This window comes from Butyrivibrio proteoclasticus B316 (assembly GCF_000145035.1).
GTDB lineage: Bacteria > Bacillota > Clostridia > Lachnospirales > Lachnospiraceae > Butyrivibrio > Butyrivibrio proteoclasticus.
This window is the reverse complement of record NC_014387.1, coordinates 3,195,306-3,212,194: the sequence shown is the minus strand read 5'-3', so window position 1 is coordinate 3,212,194 and position 16,889 is coordinate 3,195,306. Positions and strand designations below refer to the sequence as shown.

Below are 16,889 nucleotides of genomic sequence, written 5' to 3'. Positions count from 1 at the left end.
TCCTGGGGCTTTTTTTGTATATTAGGAAATTCCTCCGGATTTCCTAATATATAAAAAACGCTCCGCTTTGGATGATGCTGATAGCTGTAACTTATCGGAAACTATAGATTTTATTTTTAGAATTTCTTTAGATTTTATTAATATTTTCTTGACTTAAATTAATATGGAATTTAAACTATAAATACGGTAGGCAGATTAAAAAATGTCTATTTTTTTTACTGGAAACGCTTTATTGCTTAAAAGCGATAACGAGCCGACGCTTTAAATCAGATTAGTTTTGTCAGACTATTACGAGGAACAGATAAAAACGTACTAATTAAAAGTACTTTTTATAAATAATAAGTGGAGGATAAGTGTATGAAAAGAAAAGTTGGACCCGCTAGGGTGCTGGCAGTGATCTTGAGCGCAACTTTTGCGTTTACAAATGTAATTACTGCTGCAGCTACTTCTGGGGATGACGCTGCTTCTCTTTCTACAAGTGAGGAAGAAGTAGTTTTCGAAACAGACGATCAGAGCTCTTCTGAAGAAGAGACTGTAGTTGCTGACGAGAGCGCACAAGAAGCATCATCTGCCGCAGAAGCTGATTCAGAAAAAGCTTCATCTGAAGAAAATGAGGATGCACCTTTGTTTGAAAAGGTAGATCCTAAGGAAGAAGGACTTGAAGATCCTTCAACAGCTCTTAATGGGGAAGTAACAGAGCTGCCTGAAGAGAAAAAGGATCCGGATGAGCAGACTCGTGTCATCATCGTTATGGAAGGTGATGCGGTCCTTGATAAAGGATTTGACACAGAGAATCTTGCTGATAACAGTGAGGCTATGAGCCTCTCAGAGAATATCATTGCTGAGCAGGAGGAGACTATTGAGAAGATTTCTGAGGAAGCTCTCGATGGAGAGGAACTTGATGTTAACTATAATCTCTCAATTCTTACAAATGCAGTATCAGCTGATGTTGCTTACAAAGATATTGAAAATATCGTTAATGTAGACGGCGTTGCTGCTGTTTATGTGGCTCAGAAGTATGATCCACAGGAGACTGCAGAGCCTATGACAATCACATCAGGTGATATGGTTGGAAGTTATACAACATGGGCAGCAGGTTATACAGGCGCAGGCACAAGAATTGCTATAATTGATACCGGTATTGATGCTGATCACCCATCATTTGATGCAGGTGCTTTTGATGCTCATTTGAATGAGACAGCAGAAGCTGCCGGAAAGAGTGTTGCAGATTACTCACTTCTTACAGCAGAGGAAATTGCAGCAGTTCTTCCAAATCTTAATGTTGCACAGAAAAATCAGGGTGTTACTGCTGAGCAGTTATACCTTAATGAAAAAATCCCATTCGCATTCAACTATGTTGATAAGGATCTTGATGTAACTCATGATAATGATAACCAGGGCGACCATGGTACACACGTATCTGGAATTTCTACAGCTAACTACTATGTTCCAAACTCATCTTCTGAGAGTGGATATGCAAGACAGGATGTTGGTGTTGTAGGTATTGCTCCTGATGCTCAGCTCATTACTATGAAGGTATTTGGTAAGGGCGGCGGTGCATATAGTGATGACTATATGGCAGCTATCGAGGATGCTCTTCTTCTTAAGGCTGATGTAGTTAACCTTTCACTTGGTTCAAGTGCAGCCGGTTACTCTTCAGATTCAGAAGAATATGTAAACGGAATCTTCAAAAAGCTTGAGGGAACAAGCACTGTAGTATCTATTTCAGCAGGTAACTCCGGACGTTGGACTGATGATTCAACATATGGTGTTAACCTCAGCAAGGATGTTAACCAGGATACAGTAGGATCACCGGGATCATATACAAATGCGCTTACTGTAGCAAGTGCTGTTAATAACGGAATGGTTGGTAACTACTTTGCAACAGCTGATGGCAAGAAGATTTTCTATACAGATGGTAATGATACACTTGCTCCTAAGTTTGCTACTTTGGATACAACAGGAAACGGAACAGATTATCCATTTGTACTTATTGCCGGAACTGGCGTGCCTACGGATTATGAGGGACTGGATGTTACTGATAAGATTGTATTTGTTCAGCGTGGAGCCATCACATTTGGTGAGAAGCAGATGAATGCTGAAGCAGCAGGCGCTAAGGCTGTTATTATTTATAACAATCAGCCTGGTACGATCAGCATGACACTTCAGGGCAGCACAGCTGTTATTCCTGCAGTATCGATCACTCTTGCAGATGCACAGATAATTGCAGCTGATTCTGAGCAGATAGCAGATAATGCTTTTGCGGGAACAATCACTGTTTCTTCCAAGATTGGCGTTAAGACAGATACATCTGATGGATATACAATGAGTGATTTCTCATCATATGGTGTTCCAAGTTCTCTTGATCTTAAGCCTGAGATTACAGCACCTGGTGGAAACATCTATTCAACAAGAGACGGTGGTACATATGGTCTGATGAGCGGAACTTCAATGGCTGCTCCTTCTATTTCAGGTCAGAGTGCACTTGTAGAACAGTATATCCGTGAAAATGGACTTGCAGACAAGACAGGTCTTTCCGTTCGTACACTGGCACAGACACTTCTCATGAGTACAGCTATTCCTCTTCACGAGGATAACGATCCTAGCGCTCCTGAGTTCTCACCTAGATCACAGGGTGCAGGTCTTGCAAATGTATATAACGCAGTTTCTACTCCTTCATATGTTCTTGTAGGAGACAAGGCTGGAAACGATGGTAAGGTTAAGGTTGTTCTCGGCGAAGATCCTGAGAAGAGCGGAAATTATAGTTTTGCTTTTGATGTTTACAACATGACAGATGTTCCTCAGTACTATGTACTTGACTCTACAGTAATGACTGAGCAGCTCTATGAACAGAGCGGTATCACATATTTTGCAGGATCATCACATGTACTTAATCCTTCTGTTTCTCTTTCTGCTAGTGATACAGCACTTGTATATGACATCAATGCCGATGGTACAGTTAACAAAGACGACAGAAAGGCATTACTTCAGGTAATAAATGATTCAGCTGAGAATCAGGTTATTGATCAGAATCAGGATTACTTTGATCTGAATGATGATGGAGTTCTTAATACTAAGGACGTATATCTGTTTGGTAAGGTTTTGAATGGCAAGTCAGATGTTGCAAATCTTGGACTTGAGGTTGTAAGAGTTACAGATCAGACTACAGTTAATGTAAATATCAATCTTTCAGACGCTGACAGAGAATATCTTGCAGGCTTTGAGAATGGTATTTATGTAGATGGTTTCGTATATGTAAAGGGTAATGTGGATCTCTCAGTTCCTTTCCTTGCTTTCTATGGAAGCTGGATGGATTCTTCAATGTTTGAAGACTTTGACTTTGAAGAGAGCGTACACAATCCTGCGTACAGCGCACAGACATATACAGGTATCTCCAAGACTAACTTCCTGTCAGTGTACCCATTAGGTGATTACTCATCTGAAAACGAGATGTACTTTATTCCTAATCTTGTTACTGATGATGCTCAGTATGTTCCTGACAGAAATGCTATCAGCTCACAGAATGGAACAGCACTTGGAAGTATGTACTACTCACTTATCAGAAATGCAAGCAGAGTTATCATGTCTATCACAGACAGAAATACTGGAGAAGTTTACTACGAGGATACTCAGCTTGAGAACTATGCAGCATTCATTTATCAGGGCCAGTGGGAGAATTACATCCAGTATCTTGATCTCATGTGGAAAGGAACTGATAAGGATGGTAATGCTCTTGAAGATGGTGTAGAAGTTGATGTTACACTTGAGGCAGTTCCAAGCTACTATGATAATGTAGAAGATCCAACTACACTTAAGGGTAAGGGACTTTACCTTACAACACCTATTGCTATCGATAATACTGAGCCTGAAATTGTAGGTGCTGCTCAGAATGAAGATGGCAAGTACAATATTTCTGTTTATGATAACAGATATGTATCATCTGTTCTTATACTTAACAGAAATGGCGATATCGTTAGCAGATATGCTGTTAACCAGCTTGAAAAGGGTGTTGATTCTGTAGTTACTATTGATGCTCCTGAAGATGTTTTCTATGTAGAAGTATTTGACTATGCTTTGAATACATCTGTATATCGTTTCAATAACACAGGTCATGCTGATACTAAGTTTGTAACAGAGATCACTTTGGATAAGACAGAAGTATCTGTAAGAGAGCGCTCTAGAACACAGGTAGTTGCAACAGTTGGTCCTAAGTGGCTTGAAGAAGGCTATGACGGAGTAGAATGGACATCTTCTGATGAGAGCGTTGCAACAGTAAATGCAAACGGTGTCATCACAGGTGTTAAGGAAGGAACAGCTGTAGTAACAGCTACAACAGTTGCTACTGATAAGGATGGCAATCATCTTTCAGCTGAAGTAAAAGTAACAGTTACAAAGCGCGGCGGCTGGAATGGCACAGAAGATCCTGATGATGAGTCCGTTGAGGATGCAAGCACAGATAATTCTTCTGTAGATGAAACAGCAGTTGATGAAGCTGATGAGGATTCATCTGAAGAAATATTCTATGATATTAACGATGAGAAAAAAGATAATTCAGCCGATGAGGCTAGTGTAGAAGCTAGTGCAGAAAGCTCAGATTCATCTGCAGATGCAGCTTCAGAAGAAACTACAGAAGGAGGAGAGAATGATGATTAAGTCTATTAAAAAAGCTTTCGTTCTCGGAATGACTTCACTTATTCTTTTCGCTGGACTGCCTGCAACAACAGCACATGCGGCTGACAGCGAACCAATTCATACAGTTACAAGTGTATCAGGTAAGGAAAGCAATCCTGTTGTTACATATGAACTTAAGTTTGATAAAACAAGAGTTACTGATGGAAGAATAGCAGTTTTATATGATCCTGAAGTTCTCACACTTGCACAGGGTAAGGGAAACGTCAATTTCAGCGAAAGAGACTTCAACAAGGATTATAAGGAAGGCGACCAGACAGGTGTTTCTTTCGCATTCGTACATGATGAAGGCAAGTATGTTAAGGGATCTCTTTTAACACTTACATTCTATGTTAAACCTGGAATTGAGAGCCAGAGTACTACATTTAAAACAGAAGTATTCCAGATAAGTGATGGCGATAAAGATGTTTTGACAAATGTTGTACTTGATGATACGGTTGAGGTTGGAAGACCTAAGCTTGTAGCTCCTGCAAATGTTCAGGCTACACAGGGACTTATCGGAGTAGATGTATCATGGGATGAAGTTCCGGGTGCTGATGGCTACACAGTTTACCGTGCTGAGTCAGAAAATGGAACATATAAAGTGCTTGGTTCAACTTCTGGAAACAGCTACAATAACTTATGGGTAAACAAGAACAGAACATATTATTTCCAGGTTAAGGCTTACCAGAAGCAGGGCAAGGAAAAAGTTTATTCTGAGCCATCTGCTCCAGTATCTATAAAAGTTAAAGGTCTGCTTGAGAAATTAGGCGGCTGATATATTAGTTAATAAGTAGGAGCTTGCTTTTAGCAGGCTCCTATTTCTATGAAAAAAGACTATTAACATTTATTTTATAAAAGCAAGGTTGACATGTGAGCTTCATAGTGATAACTTATGATACAGAAGATGTTAGCACTCAAATGAAGTGAGTGCTAACACTTCAAAAATCAATACCATTCCAATGAATTTACCGGTGATTACAGAGGAAGGGCTTATGGAATTAGACGAGAGAAAAAGAAAAATACTTCATGCTATAGTCAAGAATTATTTGGAAACGGGAGAGCCTGTTGGCAGTAGAACGATTTCCAAATATACAGACCTTAACCTTAGCTCAGCTACAATACGTAATGAAATGGCAGACCTTGAAGAGATGGGGCTTATAATTCAGCCGCACACCTCAGCCGGACGTATTCCATCAGATATGGGCTACAGAGTATATGTTGATGAGATGCTCAGGGACAAGGAAGCTGAAGTTGAGAACATGAAGGAAATGCTTCTTGATAAGGAAGAGAAGCTTGAGAATCTTCTCAAGCAGGTGGCCAAGACTCTTGCAGTTGATACGAATTACGCCACTATGATCTCTGCTCCTCAGATCAGGAAGAATAAACTTAAATTCATACAGATATCCAAGGTTGATGATGAACATCTGTTGGCAACCATAGTGATAGAAGGCAATGTTATCAAGAACAAGATCATCACTGTAGAGGAAGTACTTGATGATGCTACGATGCTCAAGCTTAACATCTTGATGAATACCAGACTTGACGGACTTGCTGTTGAGGACATAAATCTTGGATTAATAGCTGCAGTCAAGCAGGAAGCGGGAATCCATAGTGAGATCATCGGCAATGTTATAGATGCAGCAGCAGAGTCAATTACAGCAGATGAGGATCTTCAGATATATACAAGTGGTACGATGAATATTTTCAAGTATCCGGAGCTTACAGATTCTGCCAAGGCCAGCGAATTGATCAGTACCTTTGAAGATACCAAGGACTTGTCCAGTATCGTAGAGGGAACTCTTTCAGCAGACGCCGAGGAGACTGGAATTCAGGTATACATAGGTAATGAAACTCCTGTCCAGGCCATGAAGGATTGCAGTGTTGTAACAGCAACATATGAGCTCGGAGATGGAATGAAGGGTACAGTTGGTATCATCGGACCTAAGAGAATGGATTACGACAAGGTAATCACTACACTTAAGAATATGAGGCATGCGCTTGATGATCTGTATAAGAAGGATTAGCAAATGTGCATTTTGAGATAGAAAGATTTGTATAGGAGGCAGTTGATTTGAGTAACACAGACAAGAACAAGCCTGTAAGCGAGCAGGACAAAGAAGTCCTTGAGAATATCATGGAAGAACTTGAGGCTGAAGCCAAAGAGAAGGCTGAGGCTACAGATAAAAAGGCTGACGAGGCAGCAGATAGTGCTGCTGAGACAGAGACTGTAGCTGAAGAGACATCTGAGGATACAGCTGAAGATAAGACTTCTGAAGACAATGCCGAAGGCAAGGAACACAAGAAAAAGAATCCTTTCGCCAAGAAGGACAAGAAAGATCCACTTAAAGAAAAAGTTGACGAGCTTAATGACCGTGTCATGAGACAGATGGCTGAGTTCGATAACTTCAGGAAGAGAACTGACAAAGAGAAGGCTCAGATGTTTGAGCAGGGTCAGAGTAATGTATTAGAGAAGCTTCTTCCTGTTATAGACAATTTTGAGAGAGGCCTTGCAGCAGTTCCAGAAAATGAAAAAGATGGAGCTTTTGCAGAAGGCATGAACAAGATTTACAAGCAGCTTGTTACAGAGCTTGAAAATCTTGGGGTAACCCCGATTGAAGCTGTGGGTAAAGAGTTTGATCCAAATCTTCACAATGCAGTAATGCAGGTAGAAAGTGGAGAATATGAATCAGGAATAGTTGCACAGGAACTTCAAAAGGGATATAAATTCCACGACACCGTGCTCAGACATAGCATGGTAGCTGTTGCACAATAAGTGATATAGGATTGCAGCAATTAAGCAATCCGAAAATTCAGATGATTTGTACATTATTCAAATAAACGGAGGAAAATAAGATGAGTAAGATTATCGGTATCGATCTTGGTACAACAAATAGCTGCGTAGCAGTTATGGAAGGCGGACAGCCTACAGTTATCGCTAACGCTGAAGGCGCAAGAACAACACCTTCTATCGTAGCTTTTACAAAGAATGGAGAGAGAATAGTAGGTGAGCCTGCTAAGCGTCAGGCAGTAACTAATGCAGATAATACAATTGCTTCAATTAAGAGAGATATGGGTACAGACAATGGTCGTACAATTGATGGCAAGAAGTATTCTCCTCAGCAGATTTCAGCTATGATTCTTCAGAAGCTGAAGGCTGATGCAGAGCAGTATCTCGGCGAAAAAGTAACAGAGGCAGTTATCACAGTTCCTGCATATTTCAATGATGCACAGCGTCAGGCAACTAAGGATGCAGGTAAGATTGCAGGTCTTGAGGTTAAGAGAATTATCAACGAGCCTACAGCAGCAGCTCTTGCTTATGGTCTTGATAATGAAAAAGAACAGAAGATCATGGTTTATGACCTTGGTGGTGGTACATTCGATGTATCTATCATTGATATCGGTGATGGCGTTATCGAAGTTCTTTCAACAAATGGTGATACACATCTTGGTGGTGATGACTTCGACCAGGCAATCATCAACTGGATGGTTCAGGATTTCAAGAATAAAGAGGGCGTAGACCTTTCCGGTGATAAGATGGCTATGCAGAGACTTAAGGAAGCTGCAGAGAAGGCCAAGAAGGAACTTTCTTCTTCTACAACAACTAACATCAACCTTCCATTCATTTCAGCAGGCGCAGATGGCCCTAAGCACTTTGATGTAGATCTTACAAGAGCTAAGTTCGAAGAACTTATTCATGATCTTGTAGAGAGAACAGCTATTCCTGTTCAGAACGCTATGAAGGATGCTGGTCTTACAAATGCAGATATCGGTAAGGTTCTCCTTGTTGGTGGATCAACTCGTGTTCCTTGCGTTGTTGAGAAGGTTAAACAGCTTACAGGTCAGGAACCTTCCAAGAACCTTAACCCTGATGAGTGCGTAGCTATCGGTGCTTCTATCCAGGGTGGTAAGCTTGCCGGCGATGCAGGTGCAGGTGATATCCTTCTTCTTGATGTAACACCTCTTTCACTTTCTATCGAGACAATGGGTGGTGTTGCTACAAGACTTATCGAGCGTAACACAACAATCCCTACCAAGAAGAGCCAGGTATTCTCAACTGCTGCTGATAACCAGACAGCTGTAGATATCAACGTACTTCAGGGTGAGAGACAGTTTGCCAAGGACAATAAGTCACTTGGACAGTTCAGACTTGATGGAATTCCTCCAGCAATGAGAGGAGTACCTCAGATCGAGGTTACATTCGATATCGATGCAAACGGTATCGTTAACGTATCAGCTAAGGATCTTGGAACAGGTAAGGAGCAGCACATCACTATCACAGCTGGTTCTAACATGTCAGATGAAGATATCGATAAGGCTGTTAAAGAGGCTCAGGAGTATGAGGCTCAGGACAAGAAGCGTAAGGAAGGAATCGATGCACGTAATGATGCAGATGCATTCGTATTCCAGACAGAGAAAGCTCTTCAGGATGTTGGAGATAAGGTAGATGCTTCTCAGAAACAGACTGTAGAAGACGATATCAAGGCTCTCAAGGAACTCCTTGAGCAGACTAAGGATAAAGAACTTTCAGACTCTGAGATTGATTCTCTTAAGAGCCAGAAAGAAAAGCTCATGAACGACGCTCAAGCAGTTTTTGCTAAGATGTATGAGAATGCTCAGGGAGCAGCTGGTGCTGGTCCAAACATGGGAGCAGGTGCAGGCCCTGATATGGGAGGCGCTTCTCAGAACACTTCTGCAGGTGATGACAACGTTGTTGATGGAGATTATAGAGAAGTTTAATTCTTTTATAATTTTATTTTACTGATGATGGTATTATACTGTTACTGTTCACTACAAAGGCGCAGTGAACAGTAGCAGTATGCTTATTATATAGAATTATTCAGGAGTAATATGGCAGAACAGAAGCGTGATTATTATGAAGTCCTTGGCGTAAGTAAAGGCGCAAGTGAGGATGAGATTAAAAAAGCATACAGAGTGCTTGCCAAGAAGTATCATCCGGATATGAACCCGGGAGATGAGGCTGCAGCTGAGAAGTTTAAAGAGGCATCAGAGGCTTATGCTGTACTGAGTGACCCGGAGAAGAGACGTCAGTATGATCAGTTTGGTCATGCTGCATTTGATGGCGGTCAGGGCGGCTTTGGTGGCTTTGATTTCAATGGTGCTGATTTCGGAGATATTTTCGGAGATATATTTGGAGATTTCTTTGGTGGCGGCAGAGCCAGAGGCGGTGCAAGAACAGGCCCTTCCAAGGGTGCTAATTTGCGTGCCAGCGTGAGGATCACATTCCTTGAGGCTGTATTTGGATGTGAGAAAGAGCTTGAGCTTACCATCAAGGATCCATGCCCAACATGTCATGGTACAGGTGCTAAGCCCGGAACATCAGCTCAGACATGTTCTAAGTGTGGTGGTAAGGGACAGATTGTTTATACTCAGCAGTCATTCTTTGGAACTGTCAGAAATGTTCAGACATGTCCTGAATGTGGTGGTACCGGTAAGGTTATCAAGGACAAGTGCGTGGATTGCCACGGCACAGGGTACATTGCCAGCAGGAAGAAGATCAAGGTTTCAATTCCTGCAGGTATAGATAATGGTCAGAGCGTCAGAATCAGAGAAAAGGGTGAGCCCGGAGTTAATGGCGGACCTAGAGGAGACCTTTTAGTAGAGGTAGTTGTATCAGATCATCCTATTTTCCAAAGAGAAGGATATGATATTTACTCCGTAGTTCCGATGTCATTTGCTATTGCTACCCTTGGTGGCACAGTTATCATTGATACTGTAGATGGTAAGGTAGCTTATGATGTTAAGCCGGGAACACAGACTGATACCAGAGTAAGACTTCGTGGAAAGGGCGTTCCTTCACTTAGAGACAAGGATTCAAGAGGCGATCATTATGTGACTCTTGTAGTTCAGATCCCTGAGAAGATTTCCAAGGAAGCCAAGGAACTTCTCAAGCAGTTTGATGAGAAGACAGGTGATTCTCTTGGAGCAGCAGACAGAGTTATGGGCGGCAGTGATGATAAAGGCCCGGACAATGGTGGCAGGAAAAAGAAGGGCTTCTTCAAGTAAAATTCATAAAATATTGACAGATATGTTATACTTCCGTAGTTAAAGTAGTGTATATTAACTACGGAAGTATTTGTGCGTTATATATAGAGGATAATTTATTATGAAATGGATGAGATTTAGAGTACGTACCAATGAAGAATCTGAAGATATCATTATCAGCTATTTGGAGGATATAGGACTTGAGGGTGCACAGATTGAAGATAACGCACCTCTTTCAGCAGCTGATAAAGAGCAGATGTTCATAGATGCTCCTGAGCTTGAACCTGATGAGAAGGATACCGGAATTGACAGTGGTGTGGCTTATCTTAATTTCTTTTTGGAGATTGACGATGAGAATATGCTTACAGTCGAACTTCCTGATGAGAACGGAGAATATGTACAGGAGAAGAGAACTCCTGAGCAGATGCAGGCGGCTATCAGAGAGAAGCTTGATGAACTTAAGAGCTTTTCAGATATTGGAGATGGCACTATCTCTGTAGACGTTACTGAGGATATAGACTGGATTAATAACTGGAAGCAGTATTTCCATAAGTTTTATATAGATGATATCCTGGTTATCCCATCCTGGGAGAAGGAAACGGAAGATGACAAGGATAAAGCTGAGATGGTTCTGCATATTGATCCCGGCACAGCTTTTGGAACCGGAATGCATGAGACTACACAGCTTTGCATTAGAATGCTTAAGAAGTATGTTACTTCAGAAACTGAGCTTTTGGACGTTGGTACCGGAAGCGGTGTATTATCAATTCTGGCTCTTATGTTCGGAGCTAAGCATGCAGTTGGAACTGACCTTGATAAATGTGCGGTCCCTGCTGTTAAAGAGAATATGGAGAACAATGGTATAGCTGCAGATAAGTTTGATATGATGATTGGCAATATCATTGATGATAAGGCAGTTCAGGATACAGTTGGGTACGATAAGTATGACATTGTTGTTGCCAATATTCTGGCCAATGTTCTGGTTCCGCTTACTCCGGTTATCCTGAATCAGCTCAAAAAGGGCGGAATATATATTACATCTGGTATTATTAACACCAAGGAAGAAGAAGTTAAAAAAGCACATCTTGATGCCGGACTCGAGATTCTTGAGATTCATCATCAGGGAGACTGGGTTTCAATCACTTCGAGGAAGAATTAATGTATCACTTTTTTGTTGAGAGTAGTCAGGTTACGCCTGATTTTAAAACTGTTGAGATCACAGGAAATGATTATAATCATATTGCCAACGTCCTTCGTATGCAGAAGGGTGAACAGTTTTCTGTCAGCATAAGGGATGATGACGAGGGCAAAGAGATCTTTTATGAAATAGAAGATATCACTGACTCCAGCGTGATCGGACATCTGTGCTTTATCGAGAAGGTGGGTAATGAACTGCCTTCCAAGATATATCTTTTCCAGGGACTTCCCAAGGTTGATAAAATGGAGCTTATTATACAGAAAGCCGTTGAACTTGGCGCATTTCAGATAGTTCCTATGTCAACCAAGAGATGCGTTGTCAAACTGGATGATAAAAAGGCAGAGAATAAGATAAAAAGATGGCAGGCTATTTCTGAGGCAGCTGCCAAGCAGAGCAAAAGAGCAATCATTCCGGAAGTGACCATGCCTATGACTATGAAACAGGCTGTGGAATTTGCCAAGGATATGGATGTTAAGATAATTCCTTACGAGAATGCCAAAGGAATAGAAGAAACCAAGCGCATTATAGAGAATATTAAGCCGGGACAGAACATCGCTGTTTTCATTGGACCGGAAGGCGGCTTCTCAGAGCAGGAGATTGACCTTTGCAGAGAAAATGATATAATGCCAATTACGCTTGGAAAGAGAATTTTACGTACAGAGACAGCGGGATTTACGATTATTTCATGGCTTATGTATCATCTTGAAGGTTGATATAAATATATGAATCAAGGTAATTAGAAAATGGAAGCATATTTAGATAATTCAGCAACAACCAGAGTGTTTGATGAAGTCGCAGCTGCTGTTGTGAAGACGATGACAGAGGAGTACGGGAACGCTTCTAGTGTTCATCATATGGGAACAGTTTCCGGAGAAAGAGTAGCTCAGGCCAGAGAGACAATAGCAAGTACTCTGAAAGTTGATCCACAGGAAATCTTTTTTACTTCAGGTGGAACAGAATCAGATAATCTTGCTGTAATTGGAGCAGCAAGAGCAAATAAGTGGCGCGGTCAGCATATCATTACAACTTCTATAGAGCATCCTGCCATTCAGGAGACAACAACTTTTTTGGAAAAAGAAGGCTTTGAGACTACTTACCTTCCTGTTGGCCCTGATGGTGTAGTTGATATTGAGACTTTAAAGGCTGCTATAAGACCTGATACAATTCTTGTATCAATGATGTTTGTAAATAATGAGATAGGTGCAATTGAGCCCATTGAAGAGGCTGGAAGAGTTATCAAGTCTATTAATCCTGATATAGTTTTTCATGTAGATGCAGTTCAGGCTTACGGCAAGGTTATGATCAGACCAAGGAGCATGAACATAGATCTTTTGTCTGTATCTGGACACAAGATTCATGGACCTAAGGGAATTGGATTTTTATATATCAAAAAGGGAACCAAGATTGTGCCAATCTGCTACGGAGGCGGTCAGCAAAAGGGTATGAGATCCGGAACTGAGAATGTACCGGGTATCGTAGGACTGGCTCTTGCAGCCAAGATGTGCTATACAGATTTTGATGCTCATATTGAAAAACTCTATGAGCTCAAGAAATATCTTGTGGAATCTCTCAAAGAAAAGCTATCAGATATTCAGATAAATGGACCGGAAGTGACCAAGGGAGCGCCACACATAGTCAGTGTTTCAATAAGGGGACTTGCTGCGGAAACAGTGCTCAATATGCTCAGCAGCAAGGGAATTTATGTGTCTGCCGGAAGTGCATGTACATCGAACAACCCTCATGTATCTGATACACTTAAGGCTATCGGACTGGATAAGAATCTTTTGGAATCCACAATCCGTATCAGTATGTCCATGATGACGACCAGAGAAGAAATAGATTATTTGATAGATACACTTTGTTCACAGGTAGATACAATGAGAAAATTCTACCGCCACTAATGAAAGGATATTATATGCAGTATCATGCTTTTATAATCAAGTATGCAGAAATCGGAGTTAAAGGCAAAAACAGATATATTTTTGAGGAAGCTCTTGTTAAGCAGATAGAGAGAGTTCTTGCTAAGTGTGATGGCTCTTTTAACGTATCAAGAGTTGCAGGCAGAATATATATTGAAGCTGAAGGCTTTGATTTCAATGAGACAGTAGACCAGCTCGGAACAGTATTCGGGGTTACAGGAATCTGCCCAGCTGTTACCATTAACAGAGATGGTGAAAATCATCTTCCGGATATTGACGGCGTGACCAAGGCGGTTCTGGATTTCATAGATGGAGTTTATCCTGACAAGCATAAAACATTCAAGGTTAAGGTCCGCAGAGTAGACAAGAGCTATCCTATGGATTCTATGGAAATGGGTGCTGAGCTTGGCGCAAGGATACTTGATGCATATGAGGATATGAAGGTTGATGTACATAACCCTGATATTCTCATAAACGTTGAACTCAGAGAGAAGCTTAATATATTCTCTGAAATTATTCCGGGGCCCGGAGGAATGCCAATAGGAACTGCAGGAAAGGCTATGCTTCTTTTGTCAGGCGGTATTGATTCTCCTGTTGCCGGTTACATGGTAGCCAAAAGAGGTGTTGATATTGAGGCTATTTATTTCAATGCACCACCATATACAAGTGAGAAGGCCAAGCAGAAGGTAATTGATCTGGCCGGCGTTGTTGCTAAGTATACAGGCAAGGTAAGACTCCATGTCATAAACTTTACTGATATTCAGATGTACATTTATGAGAAGTGTCCACATGATGAGCTTACTATCATCATGAGAAGATATATGATGAAGATTGCAGATATCATTGCAGGACAGACAGGATGTATGGGGCTTATCACAGGTGAGAGCATCGGACAGGTTGCTTCACAGACTATGCAGAGCCTTATGTGCACTGGCGAAGTTGTAACTGATATGCCTGTTTACAGACCACTTATCGCTTTTGATAAGCAGGATATTGTTGATATTTCTGTTAAGATCGATGCTTACGAGACTTCAATCCTTCCTTATGAAGACTGTTGCACAATATTCGTAGCTAAGCATCCTGTTACTAAACCAAGACTTGATATTATCAAGAAACATGAGGAAAACCTTGTAGAAAAAATTGATGAGCTTATGAAAGTCGCTCTTGAGACTGATGAGATTATTACTATAGAAAAGTGATGTGAAGTACATCTCTGCACATGAAAAAAGACCATCTTAAACTATTAGTTTAGGATGGTCTGTAATAAACTTTTTAAATGGATCTAATCCATAAAAGATTAGATCATGTAAGGCTTGAGAATCTCAAGAACCTCATCTGCGCCGTCTTCAGCATGGATATTAAGATCGATTGGCTTAGAAAGATCCAATGAGAAAATACCCATAATAGACTTTGCATCGATAACGTATCTTCCTGAAACGAGGTCGAAATCATAATCAAACTTCGTAATATCGTTTACAAAAGATTTAACCTTATCGATAGAATTTAAAGAAATTTTAACGGTCTTCATTGAGCAGATACCTCCTTCTTTTACATTTATAGTAAACGTAGAAAAGATAAAAGTCAATGACTTAAGACTTAAAAGGTAATGAGTTTTTTTAAAAAATAAATGAGATTAGGTGAAATGTTGAACAATACACTAAATAACGTAAATGGAATGAGAGTTGCTATGCATAACCTTGGCTGCAAGGTTAACAGCTATGAGATGGATGTAATGTCGATCAGGCTAAAAGAGGCTGGTTGTATAATCGTTCCTTTCACGGAAAAAGCTGATATTTACATTATCAATACCTGCACTGTGACTAACATTGCGGACAGAAAATCAAGACAGATGCTCCATAAGGCCAAGAAAGAAAACCCGGATTCCATTGTTGTTGCTGTGGGCTGCTATGTAGAGACAGGCATCGATGGAGTTAAAAAAGATGACTGTGTTGACCTTGCTGTGGGCAATAATAAAAAATCTGAAATTGTCGATATTTTGAATACATTTCTCGAGGCAAGAGGTGAGTATGATGACAAGACTCTTGGCGGAAATTCGATAATAGACATTAATCATACAAACGAATACGAGAATATGCAGCTATCAGAAATGCCTGAACATACAAGGGCATATATCAAGATTCAGGATGGCTGTAATCAATTTTGCTCATACTGTGTAATTCCTTATGCCAGAGGAAGAGTTCGCAGCAGAGAAATGAGTGAAATACTCACAGAGATAGAGGGACTTGTGCAAAAAGGATGCAAAGAAGTAGTCCTGACAGGAATACATATTGGCTCTTATGGGCTTGATAAGGGAGAGCCAATGCTTGTAGATCTTGTTGAGAAGATTGCAGATATTTCCGGAATTGACAGGATAAGACTGGGTTCTATCGAGCCACGACTTATAACAGCTGAGAATACAAGAAGGCTCGCAGCAATCGATAAGCTTTGCCCACACTTCCACTTATCACTTCAGAGTGGTTGTGATACAGTCCTTAAGAGGATGAACAGACACTATACTGCTTCAGAATTTGAAGAGAGTGTAAGACTGCTGCGTGAAGCCTTTGACAGACCTGCAATTACAACAGATGTAATTGTAGGATTTCCTGGTGAAACAGAGGAAGAATTTGAAGAGTGCCGAGCATTTGTGGAGAAAATTGATTTCTACGAGATGCATGTATTTAAATATTCACCAAGAAAAGGTACAGTTGCTGCCGGAATGAAGGAGCAGCTTACAGACAGAGAGAAAACTGTCAGAAGTGATGTGCTTCTCAAGCTTACCAAAGAGCAGTCCAAATTATATCGAGAGTCGTTTATTGGAGAAAAAGTAGATGTCCTTTGGGAGGATAGTGAGGAGATAAACGGTAAAAAATATATGATAGGTCATACTGACAGATATGTCAGAATAGCTGCCCTTGAGGGAAGTGAAAGGTATGAATCTGCCGTTTCCGGAGAAATCACTACAGAGGCGGTTCGCGGCTTTGTCAATTCAGATACGTTGCTTATTTAATTTTGTTAGTGTAATATTAATTATATTCAGACCGATCTTATGAGAGCGTGTGATGATACTCTCTAAAATAATAATATAACGAATGGAGAAT

At 40.8% G+C, this 16,889-nt stretch carries 12 protein-coding genes; 11 read left to right on the top strand and 1 reads right to left on the bottom strand.

Annotation, left to right across the window (positions count from 1 at the left end; genetic code table 11):
• Positions 1–357: 357 nt before the first annotated feature.
• The 10 genes from BPR_RS21475 (at position 358) to thiI (ending at position 14,990) form a co-directional block, all read left to right on the top strand.
• The gene (locus BPR_RS21475; RefSeq protein ID WP_013282015.1) at positions 358–4,653 is read left to right on the top strand and encodes a S8 family serine peptidase; all 4,296 of its coding nucleotides are present in this window, start codon (positions 358–360) and stop codon (positions 4,651–4,653) included.
• Positions 4,643–5,446, top strand: coding sequence for a fibronectin type III domain-containing protein (locus tag BPR_RS13350; protein ID WP_042257109.1), 804 nt, complete (start codon positions 4,643–4,645; stop codon positions 5,444–5,446). Before BPR_RS21475 ends, BPR_RS13350 begins: the two co-directional genes overlap by 11 nt.
• A gap of 217 nt (positions 5,447–5,663) precedes the next feature.
• Positions 5,664–6,695, top strand: a complete 1,032-nt coding sequence (hrcA, locus tag BPR_RS13345) for a heat-inducible transcriptional repressor HrcA (protein ID WP_013282013.1) — start codon at positions 5,664–5,666, stop codon at positions 6,693–6,695.
• A 47-nt stretch (positions 6,696–6,742) separates the two neighbouring features.
• A complete protein-coding gene (grpE, locus tag BPR_RS13340; RefSeq protein WP_013282012.1) occupies positions 6,743–7,444 on the top strand; it encodes a nucleotide exchange factor GrpE in 702 nt (233 codons plus the stop codon).
• 80 nt (positions 7,445–7,524) lie between these two features.
• Positions 7,525–9,408, top strand: coding sequence for a molecular chaperone DnaK (gene dnaK, locus BPR_RS13335; RefSeq protein ID WP_013282011.1), 1,884 nt, complete (start codon positions 7,525–7,527; stop codon positions 9,406–9,408).
• 111 nt (positions 9,409–9,519) lie between these two features.
• Positions 9,520–10,695, top strand: a complete 1,176-nt coding sequence (dnaJ, locus tag BPR_RS13330; protein WP_013282010.1) for a molecular chaperone DnaJ — start codon at positions 9,520–9,522, stop codon at positions 10,693–10,695.
• A 100-nt stretch (positions 10,696–10,795) separates the two neighbouring features.
• Positions 10,796–11,833 (top strand): 50S ribosomal protein L11 methyltransferase, encoded by a 1,038-nt coding sequence (gene prmA / locus BPR_RS13325; RefSeq protein ID WP_013282009.1) that lies wholly within the window; start codon positions 10,796–10,798, stop codon positions 11,831–11,833.
• Positions 11,833–12,585, top strand: a complete 753-nt coding sequence (locus BPR_RS13320; protein WP_013282008.1) for an RsmE family RNA methyltransferase — start codon at positions 11,833–11,835, stop codon at positions 12,583–12,585. Before prmA ends, BPR_RS13320 begins: the two co-directional genes overlap by 1 nt.
• Before the next feature lie 30 nt (positions 12,586–12,615).
• The gene (locus tag BPR_RS13315; RefSeq protein ID WP_013282007.1) at positions 12,616–13,773 is read left to right on the top strand and encodes a cysteine desulfurase family protein; all 1,158 of its coding nucleotides are present in this window, start codon (positions 12,616–12,618) and stop codon (positions 13,771–13,773) included.
• Between the two features lie 14 nt (positions 13,774–13,787).
• Positions 13,788–14,990 (top strand): tRNA uracil 4-sulfurtransferase ThiI, encoded by a 1,203-nt coding sequence (gene thiI, locus BPR_RS13310; RefSeq protein WP_013282006.1) that lies wholly within the window; start codon positions 13,788–13,790, stop codon positions 14,988–14,990.
• Between the two features lie 98 nt (positions 14,991–15,088).
• Here the strand turns inward: thiI and BPR_RS13305 are convergent, their stop codons facing one another.
• A complete protein-coding gene (locus BPR_RS13305; protein WP_013282005.1) occupies positions 15,089–15,319 on the bottom strand; it encodes an HPr family phosphocarrier protein in 231 nt (76 codons plus the stop codon).
• A gap of 114 nt (positions 15,320–15,433) precedes the next feature.
• Between BPR_RS13305 and mtaB the strand changes: the two genes are divergently transcribed.
• Positions 15,434–16,798: a tRNA (N(6)-L-threonylcarbamoyladenosine(37)-C(2))-methylthiotransferase MtaB gene (mtaB, locus tag BPR_RS13300; RefSeq protein WP_013282004.1), complete on the top strand. Its 1,365-nt coding sequence runs from the start codon at positions 15,434–15,436 to the stop codon at positions 16,796–16,798.
• Positions 16,799–16,889 lie beyond the last annotated feature (91 nt).

What these genes read in the sequence shown, in the direction of transcription:
- BPR_RS21475 (WP_013282015.1), top strand. Translation starts at nt 358, where the DNA reads ATGAAAAGAAAAGTTGGACCCGCTAGGGTGCTGGCAGTGATCTTGAGC.
- BPR_RS13350 (WP_042257109.1), top strand. Translation starts at nt 4,643, where the DNA reads ATGATGATTAAGTCTATTAAAAAAGCTTTCGTTCTCGGAATGACTTCA.
- hrcA (WP_013282013.1), top strand. Translation starts at nt 5,664, where the DNA reads ATGGAATTAGACGAGAGAAAAAGAAAAATACTTCATGCTATAGTCAAG.
- dnaK (WP_013282011.1), top strand. Translation starts at nt 7,525, where the DNA reads ATGAGTAAGATTATCGGTATCGATCTTGGTACAACAAATAGCTGCGTA.
- dnaJ (WP_013282010.1), top strand. Translation starts at nt 9,520, where the DNA reads ATGGCAGAACAGAAGCGTGATTATTATGAAGTCCTTGGCGTAAGTAAA.
- prmA (WP_013282009.1), top strand. Translation starts at nt 10,796, where the DNA reads ATGAAATGGATGAGATTTAGAGTACGTACCAATGAAGAATCTGAAGAT.
- BPR_RS13320 (WP_013282008.1), top strand. Translation starts at nt 11,833, where the DNA reads ATGTATCACTTTTTTGTTGAGAGTAGTCAGGTTACGCCTGATTTTAAA.
- BPR_RS13315 (WP_013282007.1), top strand. Translation starts at nt 12,616, where the DNA reads ATGGAAGCATATTTAGATAATTCAGCAACAACCAGAGTGTTTGATGAA.
- thiI (WP_013282006.1), top strand. Translation starts at nt 13,788, where the DNA reads ATGCAGTATCATGCTTTTATAATCAAGTATGCAGAAATCGGAGTTAAA.
- BPR_RS13305 (WP_013282005.1), bottom strand. Translation starts at nt 15,319, where the DNA reads ATGAAGACCGTTAAAATTTCTTTAAATTCTATCGATAAGGTTAAATCT.
- mtaB (WP_013282004.1), top strand. Translation starts at nt 15,434, where the DNA reads ATGTTGAACAATACACTAAATAACGTAAATGGAATGAGAGTTGCTATG.